This is a genomic window from Roseovarius sp. PS-C2, assembly GCF_018862045.1.
In the GTDB taxonomy this organism is placed as follows: domain Bacteria; phylum Pseudomonadota; class Alphaproteobacteria; order Rhodobacterales; family Rhodobacteraceae; genus Roseovarius.
The window spans coordinates 351,262-376,141 of the sequence record NZ_JAHKSQ010000003.1 but is presented as its reverse complement, the minus strand read 5'-3'; the positions used below and the strand labels follow the sequence as shown (position 1 = coordinate 376,141).

At 64.2% G+C, this 24,880-nt stretch carries 18 protein-coding genes, 1 tRNA gene, 1 other RNA gene and 1 pseudogene; 18 read left to right on the top strand and 3 right to left on the bottom strand.

Annotation, left to right across the window (positions count from 1 at the left end):
* Positions 1-51: 51 nt before the first annotated feature.
* Positions 52-407, bottom strand: a transfer-messenger RNA (tmRNA) gene (ssrA, locus tag KPG71_RS07780).
* Between the two features lie 854 nt (positions 408-1,261).
* On the opposite strand from ssrA, the gene KPG71_RS07775 reads away from it, so the two are divergent.
* The 12 genes from KPG71_RS07775 (at position 1,262) to KPG71_RS07720 (ending at position 14,874) form a co-directional block, all read left to right on the top strand.
* Entirely contained in the window at positions 1,262-2,173 is a 912-nt protein-coding gene (locus tag KPG71_RS07775) for an MBL fold metallo-hydrolase (protein ID WP_216337526.1), read from the top strand.
* A 170-nt stretch (positions 2,174-2,343) separates the two neighbouring features.
* Complete coding sequence (locus KPG71_RS07770) at positions 2,344-2,739, top strand: VOC family protein (RefSeq protein ID WP_216337525.1); 396 nt, start codon at positions 2,344-2,346, stop codon at positions 2,737-2,739.
* Between the two features lie 340 nt (positions 2,740-3,079).
* Positions 3,080-4,783 (top strand): BCCT family transporter, encoded by a 1,704-nt coding sequence (locus tag KPG71_RS07765; protein WP_216337524.1) that lies wholly within the window; start codon positions 3,080-3,082, stop codon positions 4,781-4,783.
* An 87-nt stretch (positions 4,784-4,870) separates the two neighbouring features.
* Complete coding sequence (locus KPG71_RS07760) at positions 4,871-6,091, top strand: aminotransferase class V-fold PLP-dependent enzyme (RefSeq protein ID WP_216337523.1); 1,221 nt, start codon at positions 4,871-4,873, stop codon at positions 6,089-6,091.
* A 51-nt stretch (positions 6,092-6,142) separates the two neighbouring features.
* On the top strand, positions 6,143-7,564 hold the full coding sequence (locus KPG71_RS07755) for a deoxyribodipyrimidine photo-lyase (protein WP_216337522.1): 1,422 nt from the start codon (positions 6,143-6,145) through the stop codon (positions 7,562-7,564).
* Between the two features lie 78 nt (positions 7,565-7,642).
* A complete protein-coding gene (locus KPG71_RS07750) occupies positions 7,643-8,851 on the top strand; it encodes a cyclopropane-fatty-acyl-phospholipid synthase family protein (RefSeq protein ID WP_216337521.1) in 1,209 nt (402 codons plus the stop codon).
* Positions 8,851-9,309 (top strand): TrgA family protein, encoded by a 459-nt coding sequence (locus tag KPG71_RS07745; protein WP_216337520.1) that lies wholly within the window; start codon positions 8,851-8,853, stop codon positions 9,307-9,309. Before KPG71_RS07750 ends, KPG71_RS07745 begins: the two co-directional genes overlap by 1 nt.
* A complete protein-coding gene (locus KPG71_RS07740; RefSeq protein WP_367397324.1) occupies positions 9,281-10,426 on the top strand; it encodes an NUDIX domain-containing protein in 1,146 nt (381 codons plus the stop codon). Before KPG71_RS07745 ends, KPG71_RS07740 begins: the two co-directional genes overlap by 29 nt.
* A 56-nt stretch (positions 10,427-10,482) precedes the next feature.
* Positions 10,483-11,514 (top strand): cysteine synthase A, encoded by a 1,032-nt coding sequence (locus tag KPG71_RS07735; protein ID WP_216337519.1) that lies wholly within the window; start codon positions 10,483-10,485, stop codon positions 11,512-11,514.
* A complete protein-coding gene (locus tag KPG71_RS07730; protein WP_216337518.1) occupies positions 11,511-14,006 on the top strand; it encodes a DUF3772 domain-containing protein in 2,496 nt (831 codons plus the stop codon). The genes KPG71_RS07735 and KPG71_RS07730 overlap by 4 nt, the downstream gene beginning before the upstream one ends.
* Entirely contained in the window at positions 14,006-14,725 is a 720-nt protein-coding gene (locus KPG71_RS07725; RefSeq protein WP_216337517.1) for an alanyl-tRNA editing protein, read from the top strand. The genes KPG71_RS07730 and KPG71_RS07725 overlap by 1 nt, the downstream gene beginning before the upstream one ends.
* A gap of 59 nt (positions 14,726-14,784) precedes the next feature.
* Positions 14,785-14,874, top strand: a tRNA-Ser gene (locus KPG71_RS07720).
* 370 nt (positions 14,875-15,244) lie between these two features.
* Here KPG71_RS07720 and KPG71_RS07715 read toward each other — a convergent pair.
* Together KPG71_RS07715 and KPG71_RS07710 are read right to left on the bottom strand one after the other, a co-directional pair.
* The gene (locus KPG71_RS07715; RefSeq protein ID WP_216337516.1) at positions 15,245-15,619 is read right to left on the bottom strand and encodes a group 1 truncated hemoglobin; all 375 of its coding nucleotides are present in this window, start codon (positions 15,617-15,619) and stop codon (positions 15,245-15,247) included.
* 74 nt (positions 15,620-15,693) lie between these two features.
* A complete protein-coding gene (locus tag KPG71_RS07710) occupies positions 15,694-17,121 on the bottom strand; it encodes an FAD-binding oxidoreductase (protein WP_367397323.1) in 1,428 nt (475 codons plus the stop codon).
* Positions 17,122-17,346: 225 nt separating this feature from the next.
* On the opposite strand from KPG71_RS07710, the gene KPG71_RS07705 reads away from it, so the two are divergent.
* From KPG71_RS07705 to KPG71_RS07680, 6 genes and pseudogenes are all read left to right on the top strand, one after another.
* Positions 17,347-18,036 carry a helix-turn-helix domain-containing protein gene (locus KPG71_RS07705; protein WP_216337514.1) on the top strand — a complete coding sequence of 230 codons (690 nt, stop codon included), beginning with the start codon at positions 17,347-17,349 and terminating at the stop codon, positions 18,034-18,036.
* A gap of 167 nt (positions 18,037-18,203) precedes the next feature.
* Positions 18,204-18,287 (top strand): annotated as a pseudogene (locus KPG71_RS19625) (IS6 family transposase); the annotation flags it as partial.
* Between the two features lie 382 nt (positions 18,288-18,669).
* Positions 18,670-19,395, top strand: coding sequence for an ABC transporter ATP-binding protein (locus KPG71_RS07695; protein ID WP_216337513.1), 726 nt, complete (start codon positions 18,670-18,672; stop codon positions 19,393-19,395).
* On the top strand, positions 19,395-21,758 hold the full coding sequence (locus tag KPG71_RS07690) for an ABC transporter permease (protein ID WP_216337512.1): 2,364 nt from the start codon (positions 19,395-19,397) through the stop codon (positions 21,756-21,758). The genes KPG71_RS07695 and KPG71_RS07690 overlap by 1 nt, the downstream gene beginning before the upstream one ends.
* 2 nt (positions 21,759-21,760) lie before the next feature.
* A complete protein-coding gene (locus KPG71_RS07685; protein ID WP_367397322.1) occupies positions 21,761-22,984 on the top strand; it encodes an efflux RND transporter periplasmic adaptor subunit in 1,224 nt (407 codons plus the stop codon).
* A 368-nt stretch (positions 22,985-23,352) separates the two neighbouring features.
* Positions 23,353-24,825 carry an aldehyde dehydrogenase gene (locus KPG71_RS07680; protein WP_216337511.1) on the top strand — a complete coding sequence of 491 codons (1,473 nt, stop codon included), beginning with the start codon at positions 23,353-23,355 and terminating at the stop codon, positions 24,823-24,825.
* Positions 24,826-24,880: the final 55 nt, after the last annotated feature.

Below are 24,880 nucleotides of genomic sequence, written 5' to 3'. Positions count from 1 at the left end.
TGTCATGAAAATATCATGAATTCAATTGGTTGAAGGCGGTTTTTAAGGTGAAGTGCAGGCTTCTGTTGCCAGGTGCCTGCGAACCCCGCCAGACCTTGCTAGAGGGCTGGGCTTAAGATTTCGGTCTTGTTACTGCTTACGCAGCAACGGCGACCGGAGCACGATTGTCGTTGGCAATTATGCTTTAGCGAACCGATAACGGTGGTATCTCACCGGGACAAAGCTAACACCTTTAGACGTTCGTCGATCCTGTTTCGGCCCCCTAACCCCCTCCAACGAAAGGTTTTTTTGGTGGAGCCGCCGGGTACCGCCCCCGGGTCCGATCCGCTTATTACGAGCGCGTTTATGTCCATAGTCCCCGAGGGAACAGGGTGAATATAGGGAGCCGCGCGCGATTTGCAAAGGGGAGAGTTTCGTACGTTTTGTACGATGTGTACGCGGGTTTCGTACGAAAATCGGGGGGTGTTCGGACATTTGCGTCCATCAGGGGCGCAAACCGGGCGGGTGAGGACGATTGCGGAGACCGGTGCGCATTGGGGTAACGCCCGGTTAATCAGTTCGTGTCATGACCGGGATGTCGGCGCGAAGCATGAAGGCCGTGCACGAGCGAGGTGAAATGGATGGAAGTACGGGGTGAGGCCGGATGATGGGGAAGATATCCGGATTGAGCCCGACGACGACTTTGTGCGCCGGGCATTGCCCGGCCGCGGGTGGGCGACCGACGGTCTTTCGATGGTGATTTATGGTGAGGTCACATCCAACGGTGGTTCGCGGGCTACCGATGCAGGATCGCCCGCCCGGTGGGCGGTCGGGCGATGCCCGGCGGCGCGCAAGGCGCGCCTTGAGTCCGGGCAAGGCAATGTTCGCTCCGTCCTGCATACCGGCCATCGGCACCATGTCCGGCTGTTGTCTGGATTGGAATCGTAAAGGTCTTTCCTCTCACGCGGAACAGCGCCGAAGGCTGCCGCGCATCGCCAGACCGCCCGTATGGGCTGGCGATTGGGTGAGGATGGTGCGCCACTTTGATCTCTTTCGGATTTGGCCAGCATAATTCGGATTTGGCCGGCATAAACTGTGCTGAAGGACCGTTTGATCGCCATTCCGCGGATTGGCGATGGGCGGTTCGGGCAATGTCACATCTGTGCCGCCAACCTCTGCCGGGGCAGGCGCAGCGGTGGCGCGCGGCGCGGGTGGGTTGCATATATGCGGTATTTCGCATTTGTTGGCGGCCAGCAACAGGCCGACCGGAGGAGGGCCCATTATGAAACATCACGTTTTTGCGGTCATTGCATTGCTCCTGCCGCAGGCGGCTTTCGCCGATGTGCTGGCGGTAGAGCCCGTGACCGATGATGTCTGGGCGCTGGTCGGGCCGAAGGTGCAGCGCGACCCGGAGAATCTGGGCAACAACGCCACTTTCGGGGTGGTGGTCACGCGCGATGGCGTGGTCCTGATTGATCCGGGCGGATCGTGGAAGGGGGCCGAAATGATCGACACGGCGATCGACACGATCACCGATCTGCCCGTGACCCATGTGATCGACACGGGCGGGCAGGATCATCGCTGGCTCGGCAATGGCTATTGGCAGGCGCAGGGGGCGGTGGTGATCGCCTCGGACGCGGCGGTGGCGGACCACAAGGACCGGGGCTCGATGCAGATGACCGGGCTGTCGCAACTGATCGGCGAGGGGCTGGAAGGAACCGAGCCGTCCTATGCCGATGTGACCTTCGGGAGCGATCATCTGCTGGAGGTCGGCGGTATGAGCTTCGAGATCATGCATCGCGGGGCGGCGCATACTCCGGGGGACAGTTTCGTCTGGCTGGCGGAGCGGGATGTGATGTTCACCGGCGATATCGTCTATGTCGAGCGCATCCTTGGCGTGGGCGGGCAATCGAACGTCAAAAGCTGGATCGAGGCGTTCGGGGCGATGGCGGCCTTTGCGCCCGCCCATGTGGTGCCGGGGCATGGCGGCCCGACGACATTGGAGACTGCCACAGCGGATAGTTATGACTATCTGGTGAACCTGCGGGGCAGGATCGGTGCGTTGATCGACGAAGGCGGGGATATCATGGAGGCCCCGGAGGTCGACCAGGCGCGCTGGAGCTATCTGGAGCAGTTCGAGAGCCTCGCCGGGCGCAATGCGCAGACGACCTATGAACAGATGGAGTGGGAGTGAGGGGCACCTTGTAGACCGGGCCGGGCATGGGGCCGGTGTGGTGCTCAGGTGTTTCGTGTTTGCCCCGCGAGCTGTTTGCACCCGGAGCCAAAGGGCGTATGCCGCGAGGGTGGGCGCCGGGGTGGTTCGATCTGCGGCGCTGAAACCGAGCACAGGCAAGGAGGCATCGCATGGCCAAGGCGATTCACAGCATGATCCGCGTTCTGGACGAGGCGCGGTCGGTCGCGTTCTACCGCAGGGCTTTTGGGCTCGAGGTGGCCGAGCGGCTGGATTTCGACGATTTCACGCTGGTCTACCTCAGCAACGGCGAAACCGGGTTCGAGCTGGAACTGACGGTGAACAAGGGGCGCAGCGAACCCTATGACCTGGGCGATGGCTATGGGCATCTGGCGTTTTCGGTGGACGATCTGGCCGCCGAACATGCGCGGTTCGAGGCCGAGGGGCTGGCCCCGCGCAAGATTGTCGAGTTCGCTCCGGGCGGCGCGGTGATCGCGACATTCTTTTTCGTTGCCGATCCCGATGGCTATCAGATCGAGGTTTTGCAGCGCGGCGGGCGGTACGGCTAGGGCGCGCGCGCCGGCGCGAATCCGTCAACCGGGGATGCGCCCGCGCGGATGATTCGCGGTTTGGTTGAAGGCCGCAAATTGTCACGCAGGTCGTATTCACACAAAAAGAAGCCGCAATTGGTTGCTTTTTCGGAAGGCCGCTTGTTACGCTCGGGCAATGAGAGCGAACAGGGCGGCACGCCTTCTCGTCATAAAATAAGGGAGTTCGGACGCTTGTTTGCGGCGATCCGGAAACACCAGGGAGCAACGGGCATCGCCCGGAGCGCGTTCAAAGGCGGGGCTTCCCCGACAGGAACGCGCCGGAATTCTCGGCCTGAATTGCAGTATAGAGGGGACATACATGTCAGATGATACAACGAATCAGGGAATCCCTGCCCCGGAAGGGCATTCGGACCTGATCGACACCGATTACGAGATCGGTCAGGACAATATCGAAGCGAAAATCGGGCCTTTCGGGCTGGATATTCACAATCCCGTTTTTCTGATCTCGGGGCTGTCCATCGTCGCCTTCGTGTTCTACGCGCTGGCCTTGCCGGATCAGGCCAGCAGTGCCTTCAGCTGGATGTTCTCGGCGGTGACCAAGGGGTTTGACTGGTTCTTCCTCGGCGCTGCGAACATCTTTGTGATTTTCTGCCTTTTGCTGATCGTCACGCCTTATGGCAGCGTGCGTCTGGGCGGGGCCGAAGCGACCCCCGATTACAGCTATATCGGCTGGTTCGCGATGCTGTTCGCCGCCGGGATGGGCATCGGGCTGTTGTTCTTCGGGGTTTCGGAACCGATGAGCCATTTCTCGAGTTCGCTGGGTGGCACCTCCGTGGAGGAGGGTCTGCGCACGGACTGGGCCCCGTTGGGGGCGGCTGGCGGCGATGAGGCCGCGGCGCAACGCCTTGGCATGGCGGCGACGATCTTTCACTGGGGGCTGCACCCCTGGGCGATCTATGCGGTCGTGGCGCTGGCGCTGGCGCTGTTTTCCTTCAACAAGGGCCTGCCGCTGACGCTGCGGTCGGCGTTCTATCCGATTTTCGGCGAGCGTGTCTGGGGCTGGACCGGCCATATCATCGACACGCTGGCGGTGTTCGCCACACTGTTCGGTCTGGCGACCTCGCTGGGCTTCGGGGCCGAGCAGACGGCCTCGGGGCTGACCTACCTGTTCGGCAGCGGCGATGCGGCCGAGGGCACGCGCGCCTTCATGGGGATCACCTATGGCAACAGTGAGGAAAGCGGCGTTGCGAACAATCCGCTGCTGCTGGTCATCCTGATTTCGGGAATCACCGCGGTGGCGTTGGTCTCGGTGGTGCGTGGCCTCGATGGCGGTGTGAAGGTGCTATCGGAGATCAACATGGGGCTGGCGGCGCTGCTGCTGGTGTTCGTGTTCCTTGTCGGCGGGCCGATCTTTCTGATCACGCTGTTCTTCGACAGTCTCTGGGCCTATTTCCAGAACCTTTTCGCGCTGTCCAATCCGTTCGGACGCGAAGACGTGAACTTCAGCCAGGGCTGGACGGCGTTCTACTGGGCGTGGTGGATCAGCTGGTCGCCCTTCGTGGGCATGTTCATCGCCCGCGTCAGCCGTGGCCGCACCGTGCGCGAGTTCATCATCTGCGTGCTGCTGATCCCGACGCTGGTCTGCGTGCTGTGGATGACCGTCTTTGGAGGCACCGCGCTGAACCAGGTGGTGGCGGACGGCTATGAAGGGGCGAAGAACGCGGCGCTGGAACTCAAACTGTTCTACATGCTGTCGCAACTGCCGCTGGCGACCATCACCTCGGTGATCGGGATCGTCCTGGTGGTGGTGTTCTTTGTCACCTCGTCGGACTCCGGGTCGCTGGTGATCGACACGATCACCGCAGGCGGCAAGGTGGACGCCCCGGTGGCGCAGCGCGTGTTCTGGTGCATCTTCGAGGGCGCGGTGGCGATCGTGCTGCTGATCGGGGGCGGGCTGGCGTCGCTCCAGTCGGCGGTGATCTCGACTGGGCTGCCGTTCACGCTGGTTCTGCTGGTCATGTGCTATGCCATCTGGCGCGGGCTGGCCTCGGAAAAGCGGTAAACGCCGCCATAGACGAATGAAAGGGCTCCGGGGCTTGTTCCCCGGAGCCTTTTGCATTTCAGTGGGCCCGGACCGGCAGGAGGGACCATGACACTCGATATTGATTTCGTGCGGGCGCAATTCCCCGCCTTCGACGAGCCGACATTGCAGGATCAGGCGTTTTTCGAGAATGCGGGCGGGTCTTATACCTGTGCGCCGGTGATCGCGCGGCTGGAGCGGTATTACCGCCAGCGCAAGGTGCAGCCCTATGGCCCCTACGAGGCCAGCCGCCTGGCGGGCGAGGAGATGGACGAGGCGCGCGCCCGGCTGGCGGCGTTGATGGGGGTCGCGACCGACGAGGTGAGTTTCGGCCCCTCGACCACGCAGAACACCTATGTTCTGGCGCAGGCCTTTCGCCAGTGGATGAGCCCCGGCGAGGCGATCATCGTCACCGATCAGGATCACGAGGCCAATTCGGGGCCGTGGCGGCGTCTGGCCGATGAGGGGATCGAGATCCGCGAATGGCGGATCGACCCGGAAAGCGGGCTGTTGCGGCTGGAAGATCTTGAGGCGCTGCTGGACGACAAGGTGCGGCTGGTCTGTTTTCCGCATTGTTCCAACGTGATCGGCGCAATCAACCCTGTGGTCGGGATCACCGCCGCAGCCCATGCGGCGGGGGCGTTCGTTTGCGTGGATGGCGTGAGCTATGCGCCGCATGGCCTGCCGGATGTGGGCGGCATGGGGCCGGATATCTACCTGTTTTCCACCTACAAGACCTATGGACCGCATCAGGGGATCATGGTGATCCGGCGCGAATTGGGCAATCTGTTGCCCAATCAGGCGCATTTCTTCAATGGCGATGTTTTATACAAGCGGTTCACCCCGGCGGGGCCGGATCATGCGCAGGTGGCGGCCAGTGCGGGCATGGCCGACTATTTCGATGCGCTGGCCGCGCATCACGGGATCGGCGGCGATGCGTCCGAGCGCGGGCAGGGGGTGCATGACCTGATGCGCGCCCATGAGGAGGAGCTGTTGCAGCCTCTTCTGGATCATCTGAAAGGGCGCAATGCGGTGCGCTTGCTGGGCCCGGACGTGGCGGCGCAACGCGCGCCGACGGTGGCCGTGGCGCTGAACCGTCCAGCGGCCCTGGCGGCGGCGGACCTGGCGGACCGCGGGATCATGGCGGGGGGCGGCGATTTTTACGCGGTGCGCCCGCTCAAGGCGTTGGGGATCGACCGGGAGTTGGGTGTGCTGCGGCTGAGCTTCGTGCATTACACCCGGCGCGAGGAGATCGACAAGCTTCTGAATGCGCTGGACGACATTCTTTGATCCAGTCCCGGTGACAGGCCGTAACATGCTTGGATGACCGAAGGGGCGGATATGGGTGACGGTAAGGCGACGATCCTGTGGCTGCGGCGCGATCTGCGGCTGAGCGATCATCCCGCGCTGATGGCGGCGATTGCGCGCGGCGGGCCTGTGGTGCCGGTCTTCATCCTCGATCCGCTGGGCGAAGGGCTGGGTGCCGCGCCGAAATGGCGGTTGGGCCTGTCGCTGGCCGATCTGGGCAAGCGGCTGGAGGCGGCGGGCAGCCGCCTGATCCTGCGTCGGGGCGATGCGTTGCAGGTGCTGCGCGATCTGGTGGCCGAGACCGGGGCAGGGGCGGTGCACTGGTCGCGCGCCTACGATCCCGACAGCGTCGCGCGCGATACCGGGGTGAAGGCGGGGCTGAAAGCCGATGGGCTGGAGGCGGTGAGCCATGTCGGGCATTTGCTGTTCGAGCCGTGGCGCGTGGAGACAAAGACCGGCGGGTTTTACAAGGTCTATACGCCGTTCTGGACGGCGGTGCGCGAGCGCGGCGTTCCCGCGCCCAAGCCTGCGCCCGCGCGTATCCCGGCGCCGGAGGCGTGGCCTGTGAGCGACGCGCTGGAGGACTGGCGGTTGGGCCGCGCCATGAACCGGGGGGCCAATGTGTGCCTGCCCTGGCAGCGCGTGGGGGAAGAGGCGGCGCAGGGGCGTCTGGGTGCCTTCACGGGCGCGGCGATTGCCCCCTACAGGGAGCAGCGCGATATGCCGGGGGTCGAGGGCACCTCGGGGCTGTCGGAGAACCTTGCGCTTGGGGAAATCTCGGTCCGGCGGTGCTGGTATGCGGGGCTGCGCGCGATGGACGAGGGCAAGGCGGGGGCCGAGACATGGCTGAAAGAACTGGTCTGGCGCGAGTTCGCCTATCATCTGGCATGGCACACGCCGCGCATCGTCAGCGACAACTGGCGCGAGGAATGGGCGGCGTTTCCGTGGAACGAGGATGAGGACCATCCACATGCGATCGCTTGGAAACAGGGGCGCACCGGCATTCCCTTTGTCGATGCGGCGATGCGCGAGATGTATGTCACCGGGCGGATGCACAACCGAGCGCGGATGATCGTGGCCAGCTACCTGACCAGGCATTTGCTGTGCCACTGGCGGATCGGGCAGGCGTGGTTCGAGGATTGCCTGACCGACTGGGACCCGGCCAGCAACGCGATGGGCTGGCAGTGGTGCGCCGGGTCGGGGCCGGATGCGACGCCCTATTTCCGGGTGTTCAACCCCGAAACGCAGGCCGAAAAGTTCGACCCCGAGGGCGTCTACCGGCGGCGCTGGATCGCCGAAACGTATCGTCAGCCGAGCGAAACCGCGCTGTCCTATTTCGACGCGATCCCGCGCAGCTGGGGGTTGAGCGCGAGGGATGACTATCCCGATCCGGTGGTCGGCGTGAAGGAGGGGCGCGCCCGTGCGCTGGACGCCTATGAGCGCCGGGGCTTTTGATGCGGGCGCGAAAATCCTTGCGTGACGGGGGTTTCGCGACCTAGCCTTGGTCCAACGCAACAGGGACGGACCGGAACCATGATCCTGACGGAGACCGGCGGACAGGAGGGCCTGCCGCGCTATTTCGAGCAATGTTTCGCGGCGGCGAAAAACCTGAGGCAGGGGCGTCTGGACATCCGCCTGCCCGATGGGCGCGTTTTCAGGGCGGGGGGCGCGGCCCCCGGCCCGGTGGCGGAAATCGCGGTGCATCAGGGCGATGTCTTTGCCCGGATGGTGCGCGAGGGGTATCTGGGATTTTGCGACGCCTATCTGGAGGGCTGGTGGAGCACGCCCGACCTGCAATCCTTCATGGATCTGGTGAATGCGGATAACGACGAGATGTATAACAGCTATCCCGGTCAGGTGATCGCGCAGTTCTACGAGAAAATCCGGTTCTGGTTGCAGCGCAACACCAAGGCGCAGGCGCGCAGGAACATCAGCTATCATTACGATCTGGGCAACGATTTCTACCGGCTGTGGCTGGACGATACGATGACCTATTCCAGCGCGCTTTTCGATAACGGGCAGGAGAGCCTGGAAAAGGCGCAGATCGCGAAATACGCCAGCATGGTCGATCAGATGGGCGCGCAACCGGGCGATCATGTGCTTGAGATCGGCTGTGGCTGGGGCGGGTTTGCCGAATATGCCGCCGCCGAGCGCGGGCTGAAGGTGACGGGGCTGACCATCAGTCAGGAGCAGTTCGACTATGCGAAAGAGCGCATCGCGCGGGCCGGGCTGTCGGACCGGGTGGAGTTCCGCCTGCAGGATTACCGCGACGAGACGGGCCTTTATGACGGGATCGCCAGTATCGAGATGTTCGAGGCGGTCGGTCAGCAATACTGGCCGGCCTATTTCACGACGGTACGCGAGCGTCTGCGCCCCGGCGCGCAGGCGACCTTGCAGATCATCACCGTGGCCGATCATCGCTGGGAGGCCTATCGCAAGGGGGTGGATTTCATCCAGAAATACATTTTTCCGGGCGGGATGCTGCCCAGCCCGGCGGTGTTGCGGGCCGAGGTGGAAAAGGCCGGGTTGCAGGTGCGGCGCTCGGTCGAGTTCGGGCAGAGCTACAGCCAGACCCTGCGCCGCTGGCACGAGACATTCAACGCGAAATGGGACGATATCGCGGGCCTTGGCTTTGATGAGCGGTTCCGCCGGATGTGGAATTTCTATCTGACCTCTTGTGCGGGGGCGTTCCAAGGGGGTAATTGCGATGTGACACAGATCACGATTGCAAGGCCGTCCTGATGCCGCTGACAGACAACATGCCGACAATGGGCCGCCTTGTGGCGGCTGTTCTGCTGGGGGCGGCCGGGTGGCTGGTCTCGGACCTGATCCGCCCGCTGATGCCCGAGGGCACGGATTTCGGGATATTCAATTTCGTCAATGCCGCGCTGGGGATACTGGTGGGCTGGCGCGTGGTCGGCAAACGGCTGGGCCGGGGCTATCCCAACGGGCTGAGCGCGGGGCTGACCGGGGCGGTGGCGCTGGTGTTCTGGGGGCTCTTCGTCCAGAGCCTGAACGAGATGCTGGCGATGGCGCTGGACCGGCGCTTTACCGGGTTGATGCAGGCGATCAACGCCATGTTCAAGATCATGACGGAATACGCGCTGGTTCTGGTCGATGCGCAGGTGATCGGAACGCTTGTGATCGCGGGCCTGGTGACCGGGCTGATCGGTGAGTGGGTTGCGCGGCGTTGGTCATGACGTGACGGGCGCGCTGTTCCTGTGCGGACCACTGGCGTGGGCCCCGATTCTGGAGATCGTGGCGGGACAGGCCGGTGCGCTTGACGCGCAGGCGGCCGAACTGCCCGGATATGCGCTGAAAACCGATGACAGGACGTGTTTCCCCGCGCTGGTGGCGCGGGAGGGGCATTCCACGGCGGGGCTGCTGGTGCGGGATGTCTCGCCGGAGGTTCTGGCGCGGCTGCGGTTTCTGGCCGGAGGGCTGGGCGCCGAAGAGGCGGGGGCCGAAACGGCGGAGGGCGCCGGGGCCATCTGTTTCGTGACACCGCATGCGCCCGAGGCGGCGCGGGACTGGACATTCGGGGATTGGCACCCCCGCTGGGGCGGGATCGCGCAAGCGGCCTGTGCCGAGGCGATGGGGTATTTCGGGCGCAAGACCCCGGCGGAACTGGCGTGGCGGATGCCGATGATCCTGTCCCGTGCCGGGGCGCGGATGGCGGCGGCCAGGGGTGTGCCCGCCGATCTGCGCAGCGCGACCGGGGCGGACAAGGTCGAGGTCGATCATGTCGAGACGCCGCATGAAGGGTTTTTCCTGACGCGGGATTATGCGCTGCGCCATCCGCAATTCGGTGGCGGGCAGAGCGATCTGCTGCGGCGCGAGGTTTTCGTGGTCAGCGATGCGGCGATCGTGCTGCCCTACGATCCGCGCACCGACCGGGTGCTGTTGGTGGAACAGTTCCGCATGGGGCCGTTCGGGCGCGGCGATCCGCGGCCCTGGGCGCTGGAGCCGGTGGCGGGGCGGGTGGATGCCGGGGAAACCCCGGAGGACACGGCCCGTCGCGAATGCGCCGAGGAGGCGAGGCTCGATCTGCATCGGCTGGAGAGAATTTCCAGTCATTACTGCTCGCCGGGGTGTTCGACGGAATATTTCCATTTGTTTTTGGGGCTGTGCGATCTACCTGAGGAAAAACGCGGCATGGGCGGGCTGGACAGCGAAGCGGAAGATATCCGCACGCATGTCATCCCCTATGCGCGCGCCATGGACCTGTTGCGCAGTGGCGAGGCCGATAACGGCCCGCTGATCATGTGCCTGATGTGGCTTTCAATGGAACGTGATCGGTTGCGGGGGATTGCTTGAGTTCCCCTGTCGCGGGGGCTAAATCTGTGGGGATGATTTGACAAGGAGCACGGGCAATGCGCATCGCGAAGGATCTGGCCGAGGCCGTAGGACATACCCCCCTGATCCGGCTGCACCGGGCCAGCGAGGAAACCGGGTGCGAAATTCTGGGCAAGGCCGAGTTCATGAATCCCGGCCAGTCGGTCAAGGACCGCGCCGCGCTGTATATCATCCGTGACGCGGTGGCGCGCGGGGAACTGAAACCCGGCGGCACCATCGTGGAGGGCACGGCGGGCAATACCGGCATCGGTCTTGCGCTGGTCGGGGCCTCTCTGGGCTTCAAGACGGTGATCGTGATTCCCGAAACCCAGAGCCAGGAAAAGAAGGACATGCTGCGCCTCGCGGGGGCAGACCTGGTTCAGGTGCCTGCCGCGCCCTATTCAAATCCGAACAATTTTGTTCGTTATTCCGAGCGTTTGGCCGAAGAACTTGCCAAAACCGAACCAAACGGGGCGATCTGGGCCAATCAGTTCGACAATGTCGCCAACCGTCAGGCGCATATCGAAACCACCGGCCCGGAAATCTGGGACCAGACCGGCGGCAAGGTGGACGGGTTCATTTGCGCCTGTGGCTCGGGCGGGACGCTGGCGGGGGTCGCCATGGCCCTGCAGCCCAAGGGCGTGAAGATCGGGCTGGCCGATCCGATGGGGGCGAAGCTCTATTCCTACTACACCACCGGCGAATTGGAGGCCGAGGGCACATCCATCGCCGAGGGGATCGGACAGGTCCGCATCACCCGCAACCTCGAAGGGTTCACCCCCGATTTCGCCTGCCAGGTGCCTGACGAAGAGGCGCTGCCCATCGTGTTCGACATGCTGGAAAACGAGGGGCTTTGCATGGGGGCCTCGACCGGGGTGAACGTGGCCGGGGCGATCCGCATGGCCAGGGAAATGGGGCCGGGCCATACCATCGTGACCGTGCTGTGCGATTACGGCACGCGCTATCAGTCGAAACTGTTCAATCCAGAGTTCCTGCGCGAAAAGGGCCTGCCGACCCCCGGCTGGCTGGATCAAGCCCCGCGCAGCATTCCCGGAGTGTTCGCTGAATGACAGGCCCGTTGCGCCGGAGTCTGGCTGCATTTGCCATCGTTGCGCTGGCTGCGCTGTTGGGCGGCGCAGGGATACAGGGCGCCTTTGCGCAGGAGCAGGCGGAGGTTTCGGGGCCGTCCGAAAACGCCGCGCCGGATTACGACGCCTGGGAAAAAACGGCGGTACGCGCCGAGGAGGTGGTCGAAGAGGCGCAGGCCTCGATTCCGGCGCTGGAGGAGTTGCGCGAGGAACTGACGCGGTGGCGCGAACGGTTTCAGGCCGCGCAGAACGTCAATGCCAGCACCATCGCGACCGTTCAGAGACAGCTCGATGCGCTTGGCCCCGCCCCCGAGGGCGGCCAGGAATCCGCCGAGATCGCCTCGCAGCGCGACGAGTTGAACGCGCGTCTGGCCGACCTGCAGGCCCCGGCGAAACGTGCGGAACTGGCGCATAGCCGCGCCGATGGGCTGGTCAAGGGGATCGACCAGATCATGCGGGACCGGCAGACCGAAAAGCTGCTGGATTTCGGGCCGTCCCCGGCCAATCCGGTGCATTGGCGGGCGGGGGTTTCGGCGCTGATCGACTCTGCGGACGGGTTGCATTCGGAGACGGTGGCGATCTGGAGCAGCCCGACACAGCGCGAAGAGGCGCTGGCGGTCTTGCCGGTGTCGGCCATTCTGGTGGTGGTCGGGGCGATCCTGGTGGCGCGGGGGCGCAAGTGGAGCCGCCGCCTGACGCGGCGCATTCTGCGGGATCGCGAAAGCGCCGGGCGCTGGATCGCCGGTTTCATGATATCGCTCGGCAGTTTCGTTTTGCCGTTCATCGGGCTGATGTTCCTGGCCGGGGCGGTGTATCTGACCGGCCTTGTGGGCACGCGGATGGACCGGGTGTTCGAAACCGCGCTCGAGGCGGCGCTGGTCTTTCTCGTGGCGCGGTGGCTGGCGACGCAGATTTTCCCGACCGACGACATGCGCGCCCCGCCCTTGAACCTGGATGGCGACGCCCGCCGGGCCGGGCGGTGGTACGGGGCGTTGCTGGGCCTGGCCATAGGGCTGCATCATTTCCTGGATTCGATGGGCAAAACATTCGGCTGGTCCGAGGCGGCGGGCAACGTGATCCTGTTTCCGCTGGTGGTGGTGGCCGCGCTGTTGTTGTGGCGGCTTGGGCGGCTGTTGCTGTTGCATACCGCCGAATCCACCGAGGATACCGGCGAGGAAACCTATCGCGCCCGCATGACCCGGCTGCTGGCGCGCACCCTTGTCGCGCTGGCCGTGGCGGCGCCGGTTCTGGCCGCTGTCGGCTATGTCGGCCTGTCGAAGTTCCTGCTGTTCCCGTCGGTGCTGTCGCTGATGGTGCTGGCGGCGCTGGTGGTGCTGCAACGCGTGGTGGTCGAGCTTTATGCCCTGCTGAGCGGCAATCGCGAGGGTGCGGCGGATTCGCTGATCCCGGTGCTGGTGGGCTTTGTTCTGGTGCTGTTGTCGGTGCCGGTCTTCGCGCTGATCTGGGGCGCACGGGTGACCGACCTGACAGAGCTGTGGACGCAGTTCGTGGAAGGCATCACCATCGGCAACACGCGCATTTCGCCCACCATCTTCCTGACGCTGGCCATCGTGTTCGTGATCGGCCTCGTGGCGACGCGGCTGTTGCAGGGGGCGCTGAAGAATAGCGTTCTGCCGAAAACCAGGATCGATCCCGGCGGGCGCAATGCCATCGTGTCGGGGGTGGGCTATATCGGCATCTTCCTGGCCGCGCTGATCGCCATCACCAGCGCGGGCATCGACCTGAGCAGCCTTGCCATTGTTGCCGGTGCGCTGTCGGTCGGGATCGGTTTCGGCCTGCAGAACATCGTGTCGAACTTCGTGTCCGGCATCATCCTGCTGATCGAGCGCCCGATTTCCGAGGGCGACTGGATCGAGGTGGGCGGTCAGCACGGGACGGTGCGCGATATCTCGGTGCGCTCGACCCGGATCGAGACCTTCGACCGCACCGACGTGATCGTGCCCAATGCGGATTTCGTCAGCGGGACGGTGACGAACTACACCCGTGGCAACACGGTGGGCCGGGTGATCGTGCCGGTGGGCGTGGCCTATGGCACCGATACCCGCCGGGTCGAGGAGATCCTGCTGGACATCGCCAAGGCGCATCCTCTGGTTCTGATGAACCCCGCGCCTTACGTTGTGTTCCAGACATTCGGAGCCAGTTCTCTGGATTTCGAGATCCGGGCCATTCTGCGCGACGTGAATTTCGTGCTGAACGTCAAATCGGACATGAACCACGAGATCGCCCGCCGCTTTGCCGAGGAAGGAATCGAGATTCCGTTCACGCAACAGGATATCTGGCTGCGCAATCCCGAGGTTCTGACCGGGGCCACCGCAGCGAAGGATAGGGACGATACGGCCGGGCAGGGCGCCCGCCCGCCCGATGACGAGACACCCGCCGCGGCGCATATGACGCGCGATGACATTCCCGATGCAGAGGATGGCGGTGAGCCGGATGGCGGGGACGGGCGGTAATGACGCAGGCCCTGTTTCGTGACGATCCGTATCTGCGCGACGGTGAAGCGCAGGTCGTGGCGCACACGCCCGAGGGCGGCGTCGTTCTGGACCGGACGGTGTTTTATCCCGCAGGTGGCGGGCAGCCGGGCGACAGCGGGCGGCTGGACTGGCCGGGCGGCATGATGGAGGTGGCGACGGCGGTGAAGACCGACGAGGGCGGGATCGCGCTTGTTCCCGCCGAGCCGCAGGGCCTGCCCCCGGTGGGCCAGAGGGTGACGCAGCGGCTGGACTGGGCGCGTCGGCACGGGCATATGCGGGTCCATACGGCGCTGCATCTGCTGTCGGTGGTGATCCCCCTGCCGGTCACGGGCGGGGCGATCACGGCGCGCAAGGGGCGGCTGGATTTCGACATGCCCGACGCGCCCGAAGACAAGGACATGCTGGATGCGGCGCTCAACGATCTGGTGGATTGCGACCTGCCGGTGCGCGAGGACTGGATCACCGATGCGGAACTGGCCGCCAATCCGGGCCTGATCAGGACCATGTCGGTCGCGCCGCCGCGCGGGGCGGGCAAGGTGCGGCTGGTGCGGATCGGGCAGGGGGCGGAGCAGGTCGATCTGCAACCCTGCGGCGGCACCCATGTGGCGCGCACCGGCGAGATCGGCCGCCTGCGCCTTGGAAAGATCGAGAAAAAGGGCCGCCGAAACCGCCGCGTCTATCTTCATCTGGACGATTGAGCGCGGGGCGCAGAAAGCTCTTGAACTGCCGGTAAGGCCGGCGTTAAAGAGGGCGCCACGGAGAGGTGGCCGAGTGGTCGAAGGCGCACGCCTGGAAAGTGTGTAGGCGGGAAACCGTCTCCAGGGTTCGAATCCCTGTCTCTCCGCCACGCACCCCCGCGAAAGCGTTCTCCCGATCCGGCTGCGGCAGGATTTTTCCGTTGTTTTCGACGGTTGTGCGGGAGGGGCTGAGCGCCGGCCTCCATGCAAGGAAGCCATAAAGTGTTCTTTCGGGGCCCAAATTCTTCGGACCTAATGACTGCGCAGTTTTGGCGCAGAACCTTTAAGTGACTGTAAATAAATGGGAAAATGTCGTTGCGGTATTGGTCCGTTTGAGTTGGTCACGCGGGTTTCAGACGGAACTGTTTTCGAAATGTTAGAGTGGCAGGCTGTGCGAAGGTGTCAGAGGAAACCGGCTTGAGCGGGGCAGATCAGGCTGGTCTGGCTTCTGCCGCCACGTGAAGCCTGGGCGCAGCAGGGTTATTTTCCCACTATCTCGGACTTCAGCGTGAAGCTGATCATCAGGACATCCTTGCAGGTCTGATCGTCGATTCCGTGTTCGCTCAGAGTGGCCATGATATCATCGAGAGCCGCCATGTACTCGGCTGCGCTGATGTTCATGCCGCGATGCGCGGACACCATGTCCGGTCCGGAGTATTCCTCTGGCCCGCCCGACCCGGCGCCCAGAAAGTCGCAAAGATGTGCCTTCGCGGCCTCCAGATCTTCGGGCGTCTCCCGGTAGGGTAGGAAACGCGGGCTCAGCGTCGGGTTGTTCATGTGGGCCTCGATGATGTCGTCGACCAGGGCCTTGATCCCCGGCTGGCCTCCAAGACGGCGGTAGAGTGTCTCTTCCATCTGTCTTTGCTCCTGGCACAGAGTTTCTGTTTGGGTGAAGAGGTACAGGCCCGGCAACCGGGCCTGCGCCGGGATCATTGCGCCGCCTGCTCCGCGGCCAGGGGCAGAATGTTGTGATTGACCCGGAAAAGGTTGCCCGGATCGTAGTGCGCCTTGATCTCCCGTAGGCGCTGCATGTTGCCGCCATAAGCGTCGCATAGGCGGTTGGGTTCGTCTTCGGGCATGAAGTTCACATAGACGCTGGGGGCCGCATCTGCCGCTGTGTCTTGGAAAAGCCGTCGCGCCCAGTCGATGCAGGCCGCGTCTTTACCGGGATCATTCCAGCGGGTGTGGACGTTCATGACGAAGTGGCTCGCCCGTTGCGGGTAGGCCGTGGCATCAGACGCCACACGCGCCATCGCCCCGCCCACATGGGCGATGAAGACTTCGCACTGCGGATCCGGAACATCGCCGACAGCATTGAGGATGGACCGGATCGTTCCTGAGCTGAGGCTCAGGAAGTCGCGGCTTTTCCAGTAGTTGCGCGCGCCGGGTGTCAGCAGGGGATCGAAGGCGGCCTGCCAGCCGGTGAAGGGATGCGGTCCGATGACGTCGACGATCGGTGTGCCGAGCGCACGAAGGTCGCGCATTGCCAATTCGCCGTCCGCCATGTCGCCCGAGTAGCAGGCGGCGAAGATCAGGACCTCACGTCCATGCCATTCCTCGGGAAGAAATGGTAGCGGAGGGGCCTTGCGCAAGACCGACCAGATCGTCAGTTCATCCGGCGCCCGTTCGCAAAGTTCCTGGAACTTCGGCAGTAGCGCAGCGGCATCCTCGAACGGGTGGATGACAAGGCCGGACAACACGTCCGGACCGACTGGGTGGGCGCGAAACTCGAAAGAACTGACGACGCCGAAGTTGCCGCCACCGCCCCGCAGCGCCCAGAAGAGATCGGGGTTCTCGCGTGGCGAGGCCCGGACACAATCGCCGCTGGCCAGAACAACATCGGCGGCGAGAAGGTTGTCGATTGTCATGCCGTACTTACGAGTGATCCAGCCGAAGCCCCCGCCCAGCGTCAGCCCCGCGATACCGGTGGTCGAGTTCACACCGACCGGAACGGCCAAGCCGAAAGCCTGTGTCTCGTGATCGACATCGCCAAGCGTTGCCCCCGGTTCCACGCGAACGATGCCGGCTTCGGCATCCACTCGCACCGAACGCATGGCCGAAAGGTCCAACATCATGGAACCCTCTTCCACCGCAAGACCGGCGATCTGGTGTCCTCCCGCGCGGACGGCCATACGCAACCCATTCTCCTGCGCGAAGGTCACGGCCGCCCGAATGTCGGCAGGTCCGGCAGCCTGCACGATCAGGGACGGCTTGCGATCGATCATGCCGTTCCAGATCGTTCGCGCAGTATCGTAATCCGGATCGCCCTCCACCATGAGACGACCGCGCAACATCGCCGCAAATGTTTCCAATTCCTCGCCACGGATGCTTTTCATGCCCCCGTGCAGCTCGTTCACATCAATTTGGTTTTTCATCTCGTCCTCCCTTTATCCTGTGAGAACGGCGGTGTCGGACAGGGCACCTCCTCCTTTGATCTGCCTTCTGCGGCCGTTCATGGAGAGGATGAATATCCACACGTTTCGAAACCAGTGTCGGGACTGGACCGGCTGGTCCAGTAAATGGACCGGTGATTTATCCATGTGGATTTGCTAATGTGTGTCGAGCCAGGGAGGAGGACACCAATGTCCAACGCCAGCTACTACCAGTTCTGCCCCGTCGCCATGGCCGCCGAGGTGCTCTGTACGCGATGGACCATGGTACTCGTGAGAGAGCTCGTGGCTGGCTCGACCCGGTTCAACGACATCCGGCGCGGCGTACCGCGCATGTCGAGGTCGCTGCTGGCGCAACGACTGCGGGAACTGGAGGCCGCAGGGATCGTCGAACGACGCCCCGTGCCGCGTTCCCAGGCCGTCGACTACCTCCTGACTCCAGCCGGGAAGGACCTGCTGCCGATTGTCGAAGCCTTCGGAATCTGGGGGCAGAAGTGGGTCGAAGCAGAACCCTCGCTTGAACGGCTCGATGTCTCCTTGCTCATGTGGGATATGCGCCGCAACCTCGACCCGTCGCCGCTGCCTCCGGGACGTACGGTGCTGAACTTCCGCTTCCCGGAACTGTCACCCGGCAAGAGATCATGGTGGCTGATCGTCGAGGCGAACGGAGAGGTGGATCTTTGCCTTGCAGATCCGGGGTTTGATGTCGATCTCTACGTCGAAACCGATCTGCGGACGATGACCGCGATCTGGATGGGGCTGTCAACTGTCTCTGAGGTTTCGCAGAGGCTTGAACTCACTGGCCCCACTTCCGTGGCTGCAGCGATGCAGAGTTGGCTCGGGCTGAGTCCTTTCGCGAAAGAAAAGAAGCTGGTGTCGTAAACGAGTTGCGGGCTGCGCCGTCCTGACGGCGGCGGCAACGACGAAGCCCAAACCAAGAGAGGGATGTGTCAGGGGAAAGCGGCTTGAGCGGGGCAGGGCGGTCTCGTGGTCTGCAGGGATGCCCCAGAAGCGCAGCCCGTTTCGATATTTCAAGACATCTCCCGAGACTGTATATTCGCTTCCCTCTGTCGCTTCGGAACGTGGAGGACCTGTTGCACGAGCGGGATGTAGAGGTGAGCCACCAGACGGTGCCGCCGCCCTCGCCGAGTGGCGGGGCCTTTTCGCGGCCTGACGGGTCAGCTTGAGTCTGACGGCGCACTCCCATGCGTTCTTTTGGATGATCGCGAGCACCCGCCGGGCGGTGCGCTTGGACTTGGACAAGCTGGCATCGGCATGTCTGACGTCAGGCAGTCTGGAAAATCTCTTGCCGTTAGTCCGGACGCGGTGGCGCGGGATGTGAATAGGCCGAAAAGCTGGCGGTCCGGCATGCGCATGTGTTCTTCGTGGTTGGCGTTCTTCACGTCGCGTGGCAGGCTGTCACGGATTGCATCTCAACTCCGTCATCATTGACAGTGCAGCGGTAATTGCTCTCGATCAAGGCACAAACTATACCGGAATCGCTATTGTTTTACCATGTCAGCGTTGCCCCCAGAAAGACCAGCGGTCCTACGCACCAAAGATGTCACGAAAGTCTACCGTACGGGGGCGGTCGCTGTGAATGCGCTGCGTGGCATCGATTTTTCGCTCTACCCACATGAGGTCGTCGCGCTTCTCGGCGCATCGGGATCGGGAAAATCTACGCTGCTCAATATCCTCGGAGGCCTCGACCGTCCTACATCCGGTCGCATCTTCTTTCGCGACCGCGAGCTTACGAACCTCGATGACGAGGAACTGACAGAATTCCGGCGCGCTCATGTCGGCTTTGTTTTCCAGTTCTACAACCTGGTGCCCAGTCTAACCGCGCGCGAGAACGTGGCGCTCGTGACCGAGATTGCCGAGAACCCGATGCGCCCGGAAGAGGCACTGGAGCAGGTGGGCCTCTCAACGCGCCTCGATCATTTCCCCTCCGAGCTATCGGGAGGGGAGCAGCAGCGCGTTTCGATCGCGCGCGCCATCGCCAAGCGCCCCGAGATCCTGCTCTGCGACGAGCCGACCGGTGCGCTCGACAGCAAGACCGGCGTGACGGTCCTCGACGCGCTGATCGAAGTCAATCGCAACCTCGGGACCGCCACCGCACTCATCACCCATAATGTCGAAATCCGCCGCATCGCCGATCGCGTGGTCTACATGGCGGACGGCCGGATCACTCATGTGGAAGAGAACGAGGCCCGCGTCGCCCCTTCGGAGGTGAGCTGGTGATGCGGACGCTCGACCGCAAGCTCCTGCGCGACCTGCGGCAAATCTGGGTGCAGTGCCTCGCTATCGCGCTGGTGCTTGGCTGCGGGATCATGGTGCTGATCCTGTCAACCGGCACGCAGCGTTCGCTCGAGGCGACGCGGGCCGCCTATTACGAGCAGAACCGCTTCGCCGATGTCTTCGCGACGCTCACCCGCGCGCCCCGCAGCCTGCTGGCCGAGATCGCGCGGCTCGACGGGGTGGCGCGGGTCGAAGGGCGCGTGGTGTTCACGGCGATGGTCGATCTCGAAGGCAAGCCCGAACCGGCATCGGCCATCGTCGTCTCCATACCGCCGAGCGGCGAACCGGTGCTGAATGTCCCCGTGGTACGCCATGGGCGCATGCCCCGGCCCGACCATCTGGAGGAGGTCGCCGTCTCCGAGGCCTTCGCCGAGGCCAACGGGTTGCGGCCCGGTGACCATTTCCGCGCCGTTCTGAACGGTCAGATGCGGCCCCTGCGGGTCACGGGCGTCGTGATTTCGCCCGAATACATTTATACCGTCGGCTCCGGTGCTATTGAACCCGACGACGAGAATTTCGGCATTCTCTGGCTGAGCGAACGCGCCGCCGCCTCGGCTAAGGACCTTTCGGGCGCGTTCAACGACCTGACGCTGACGCTCGCGCGGGGGGCAGAGGAAAGGGCGGTCATTGCAGGTGTCGACCGTATCCTCGCGCCCTATGGCGGAACCGGCGCCTACGGGCGCGACCGGCAGCCCTCGAATATCTTCATCGAAGGCGAATTGAAGCAGCTCGGCACCATGGCGACGGTTCTCCCGCCGATCTTCCTCGCCGTCTCGGCGGTTCTGGTGAACATGGTCCTTGGGCGGCTTGTCGCTCTCGACCGGGCGCAGATCGGGCTCTTCAAGGCAATCGGTTACAAGACGTGGGCGGTCTCGACGCATTACACGAAGATGACTGTCGGAATCGGTCTTGTCGGCATCCTGCTCGGTTGGGGCTTCGGCTGGTTGCTGGGGCATGGACTGACGGAAATCTACACGCGCTACTTCCGGTTCCCAAGCCTGCTCTACCGGCCGGGAGCCGCGCCGATGGCAATCTCCGGTCTGCTTGGGATGGCGACGACGGTCCTTGGAGGGCTGAGCGCCGTGCGGGCCGCGACGCGGCTTGCGCCGGCTGTCGCCATGTCGCCGCCTGCTCCACCGGTCTACAATCGCGGATGGCTCGACCGGCTGGGGGGACTGCTTCGGTTCCGGCAAACGACGATGATGATCCTGCGCTCGCTGGTGCGCTGGCCGTGGCGCGCGGCGGTGACGCTCTTCGGTGTTTCCGGATCGGTCGCGGTGCTCGTCGCGTCCTTCTTCACCTTCGACGCGATCGACCTCATTCTCGAAGAGCTGTTCGAGCGCGCCAACCGGCAGGATGCGACCGTGACGCTTGCCCGTCCGGTCAATTCGCGCGCCGAGCTCGATGCGCTTGCCCTGCCGGGCGTCATGGTGGCCGAGGGTCTTTACGCCGTGCCGGTACGGCTCGTGAGCGGCACGGAATCGCGGCTCGTGAGCCTTCAGGGGCGCGCGCAGGATGCCCGGCTCTCGCGGCTGCTCGATAACGACGGCGAGGCCCTGGAGATACCCGCAACGGGCCTCGTCCTTGCGGCGGGTCTGGCGGAAGGCCTCGGAGTGCGGCCGGGCGACCGAATCCGGGTGGATCTCCTGAGCGCCCCTCGCGGAACCTGGGAGATCCCGGTCTCCGCCGTGATCCGCCAGAGCCTTGGGCAGGACGCCTACATGAACGGGGAGGCGTTTTTCCGGCTGATCGGTCAGGCGCCGCAGGTCAACATGCTGCATCTCGCCATCGACCGAAATGCGCTCTCCGAGCTTCAGGCGGAGGTGCAGGAGACCCCAACCATCGCGCGCTTCACGCTCTGGAGTGACATACGGCGCCAGTTCGAGGATACTCTTGACGAAAGCCTGGTGACGATGACGGTGATCTTTGCGTCGCTCGGGATGCTCATTACCATCGGCGTCGTTTACAACGCCGCCCGAATCCAGCTGGCTGAGCGCGCCTACGAGCTGGCGTCGCTCCGGGTGCTCGGGTTTCGCCGCAGCGAAGTGGCCTATGTGCTCGTGGCCGAGCAGATGCTCCTGACCCTGATCGCTATTCCAGTGGGCTGGCTTGTCGGCTACGGTTTCTGCATGCTCATGGCAGAAGGCTTTTCCACGGAGGTGGTCACGATCCCGGTGGTTGTCACCCGCCGGACCTATGCCGTTGCCGCCCTGCTCGTCATCTCGACGGCGCTTGCCTCCGTCCTCGTTGTGCGGCGTAGGCTGGACCGCATCGATATCGTTCATTCGCTCAAGCAGAAGGAATAACCGTGCTCCGATCCTCCCGAACAGTCTTCGTCGCGCTGCTCGTCGCCCTTGTGCTCGGTGGGCTCGTCTGGGCGCTGCTGCCCGCGCCGGTGCTCGTGGATCTTGTTGCCGCGCGCCGCGCGCAGATGCAGGTCACCGTCTCGGCGGAGGGGATCACCCGCGTGCGCGACACTTGGCTCGTGACCGCGCCCGTCACCGGACAGGCCCGGCGCTCACCCGTCCATGTCGGAGACGCCGTGTCAGCGGGCGAGACCATCGTCGCGGCGATCGAACCGGCCGAGCCGCCCTTCCTCGATGCGCGCGACCGAAGGCTGGCCGAGGCCGCCGTGGTGGAGGCAGAGGCAGCTGTGCGTCTGGCCGAGGCGGGCCTGTCCCGGGCCGAGACCGAACTCACGCATCTCGAGGCCGAACTCGACCGGGCTCGCGCGCTGTCCGACCGCGGCACGCTCGCTCAGGCTATGCTGGAGGATGCTGTGCAGGCCGCGCTATCGGCGCGCGCGGCGCGGGACGTGGCACAGTCGGATCTCGACATGAGGCGGGCCACGCTTGCCCGGATGGAGGCACAACTGGAAGGCCCCGAGACGCGCGGCCTCGACGAGCCTGCTTCCTGCTGCGTCAAGATTGCCGCTCCACGCACCGGCGTCGTCCTCGACCTTGTGGACGAGAGCGCGCGGCTGGTCAAAGCGGGCGAAACCCTCCTGACAATCGGCGATCCGCAGGATCTCGAAATCTATGTCGACCTTCTTTCGAACGACGCGATCGGCGTGGTGCCCGGGACCCGCGCCCGCATCGAGCGCTGGGGCGGCGACACGGTGCTCGATGCCGAAGTCCGGCAGGTCGAGCCCTCGGCCTTCACACGCGTCTCGGCCCTTGGCATCGACGAGCAACGCGTGCCGGTCGTCCTCGACATCCTGTCTCCGGCAGCGGTGCGCGCCGGCCTTGGCGACCGCTACCGCGTCTACGTGACCCTCGTCACCTGGGAGGGGGAGGACGTGCTCCAGGTGCCGCAAAGCGCGCTCTTCCGTTCGGCGGGCGAATGGGCGCTGTTCGTGGAGGAGAATGGTCGGGCAGCTCAGAGGTCGGTGGAGGTGGGACGCATGTCGGGCGACTGGGCCGAGATCGTCCTAGGCGTCGAGGAGGGCGCACGCGTGATCGCTTACCCCGCCTCCTCCATCGAGAATGGAACCCGGATCGAGATGCGCGAGACCGGGGCCGAAGCGTTCTGACGCGGGCGCTGGCGTCCACCTTGCCGACCCCTGCGGATCGGCCAAATGGGACGTGTCAGAGGAAACCGGCTTGAGCCGGGCAGGGGCGCGCGTGGCCTGCAGTGGTGCCCCAGAAGCGCAACCTCTCCTCGCGCTCGATCTTTAGGCAGCACCGATCCCTTGCATTGGCGAAACCGATGGCGCCGCTGAGGTGGTGGCATTTCCTGAGCCGGAAGGTGCAAGCTATGGCACCGGGAGACCGGGCCTGCGCGACTGACAGATGCAACAGATCACCCGGCCAAGCCGGTACGGCGCCCGGACTGCGCCGTGCCGAGCCGGGCGGGCTTGCGGATGCGCGATGAACTGGACGCTTTTTGGAGGGTGCCGAGATGAGCACGGACTATAGCAGAGACACGATTTTCGTCGGGGGCGAATGGGCCCCGACGAAAGGGACGGGCCATATTGAAGCGATCTCTCCGGTCACCGAAGAGGTGATTGCAACGGTCCCAAGCGGTTCCCGCGAGGATGTCGATGCGGCTGTCGCAGCGGCCCGCCGGGCCTATGACACCGGCCCCTGGCCGCGTATGTCGGTTGCGGAACGTGTCGACGCGGTCGGGCGGTTGCGCGCCGCGTTCGAGCGCCGCAAGGAAGACATGGCGCAGGCGATTACCGCCGAGATGGGCAGCCCGATCACTCAGTCGCGCACGATCCAGACAACGGTGCCCCTGATGATGCTGGATGAACAGCGCGAGATCGCCCTGAACACCTATCCGTGGAGCGAACTTCGCCAGTCGGCCTCGGGCAATGCATTGGTGCGCCGCTATGGAAAAGGGGTTGCGGCCCTGATCACGCCGTGGAACGCGCCGATGATGACCGTAATCCAGAAACTTGGCCCGGCGCTCATATCGGGTTGCACGGTGGTTCTGAAACCGGCATCTCTGGCCCCTTTCAGCGCGTATCTGCTGGCGGAACTGGCGCAAGAAGCCCAACTGCCCGAGGGAGTTCTGAACGTCCTGACCTGTGATCGCGCCGAAGCCGAATACCTGGTGCTACATCCGGGCGTGAACAAGGTGACCTTTACCGGCTCCACTGGCGCGGGGCGTCATCTGGCTGCGAAATGCGGAGAACTCTTGCGGCCTATCACGCTGGAACTGGGGGGCAAATCCGCAGGGATCATTCTTGACGATGCCGATATTCCGGCCGCGGTCGAGGCGATGCGCCTGTTGTCCTTCCGCAACTCGGGTCAGATTTGCACGCTCAAGACCCGTGTTCTGGTGTCGAAAAAGCGTGAGTCTGAAGTGGTCGAGGCCCTGGGGCAGATGGTTGCCTCGATGCCTGTCGGCGACCCGCTGGACGAGGCCACGCATATCGGCCCGATGGTCAGCGAAAAGCAGAGCGACAATGTCGAGCGCTATATCGACATCGGCATCCGGGAAGGGGCGCAGCTCGTGACCGGTGGCCTTGGCCGCCCGGACGGGCTGAACCAGGGCTGGTTCGTGCGTCCCAGCCTGTTTGCGGGCGTCGGTCCTGAGTCGCGACTGGCACAGGAAGAGATCTTTGGCCCGGTCCTGTCGGTCATTGCCTACGACGACGAGGATGACGCCATCGCGATCGCCAACAACTCGCCTTATGGCCTGAGCGGGTCCGTCTTTTCGCAGGATATCGAAAGGGCCATCTCGGTTGCCGACCGTGTGAAAACCGGCGTTCTGGAGATCAATGGCGCTCCCTTCGGGTTCCATGCGCCGTTCGGCGGGGTGAAAGAATCGGGCATCGGCCGGGAAAGCGGCTGGGAAGGGTTCGAGCCTTATGTCGAGCTCAAATCCATCGGTCTTCCGAAGGAATATGCGGACAGCATCGCCTGACATGGCGGTGTATCCGGCGTCCTGCCGAACAGGTGAATAACGCCCCTGGCGACCG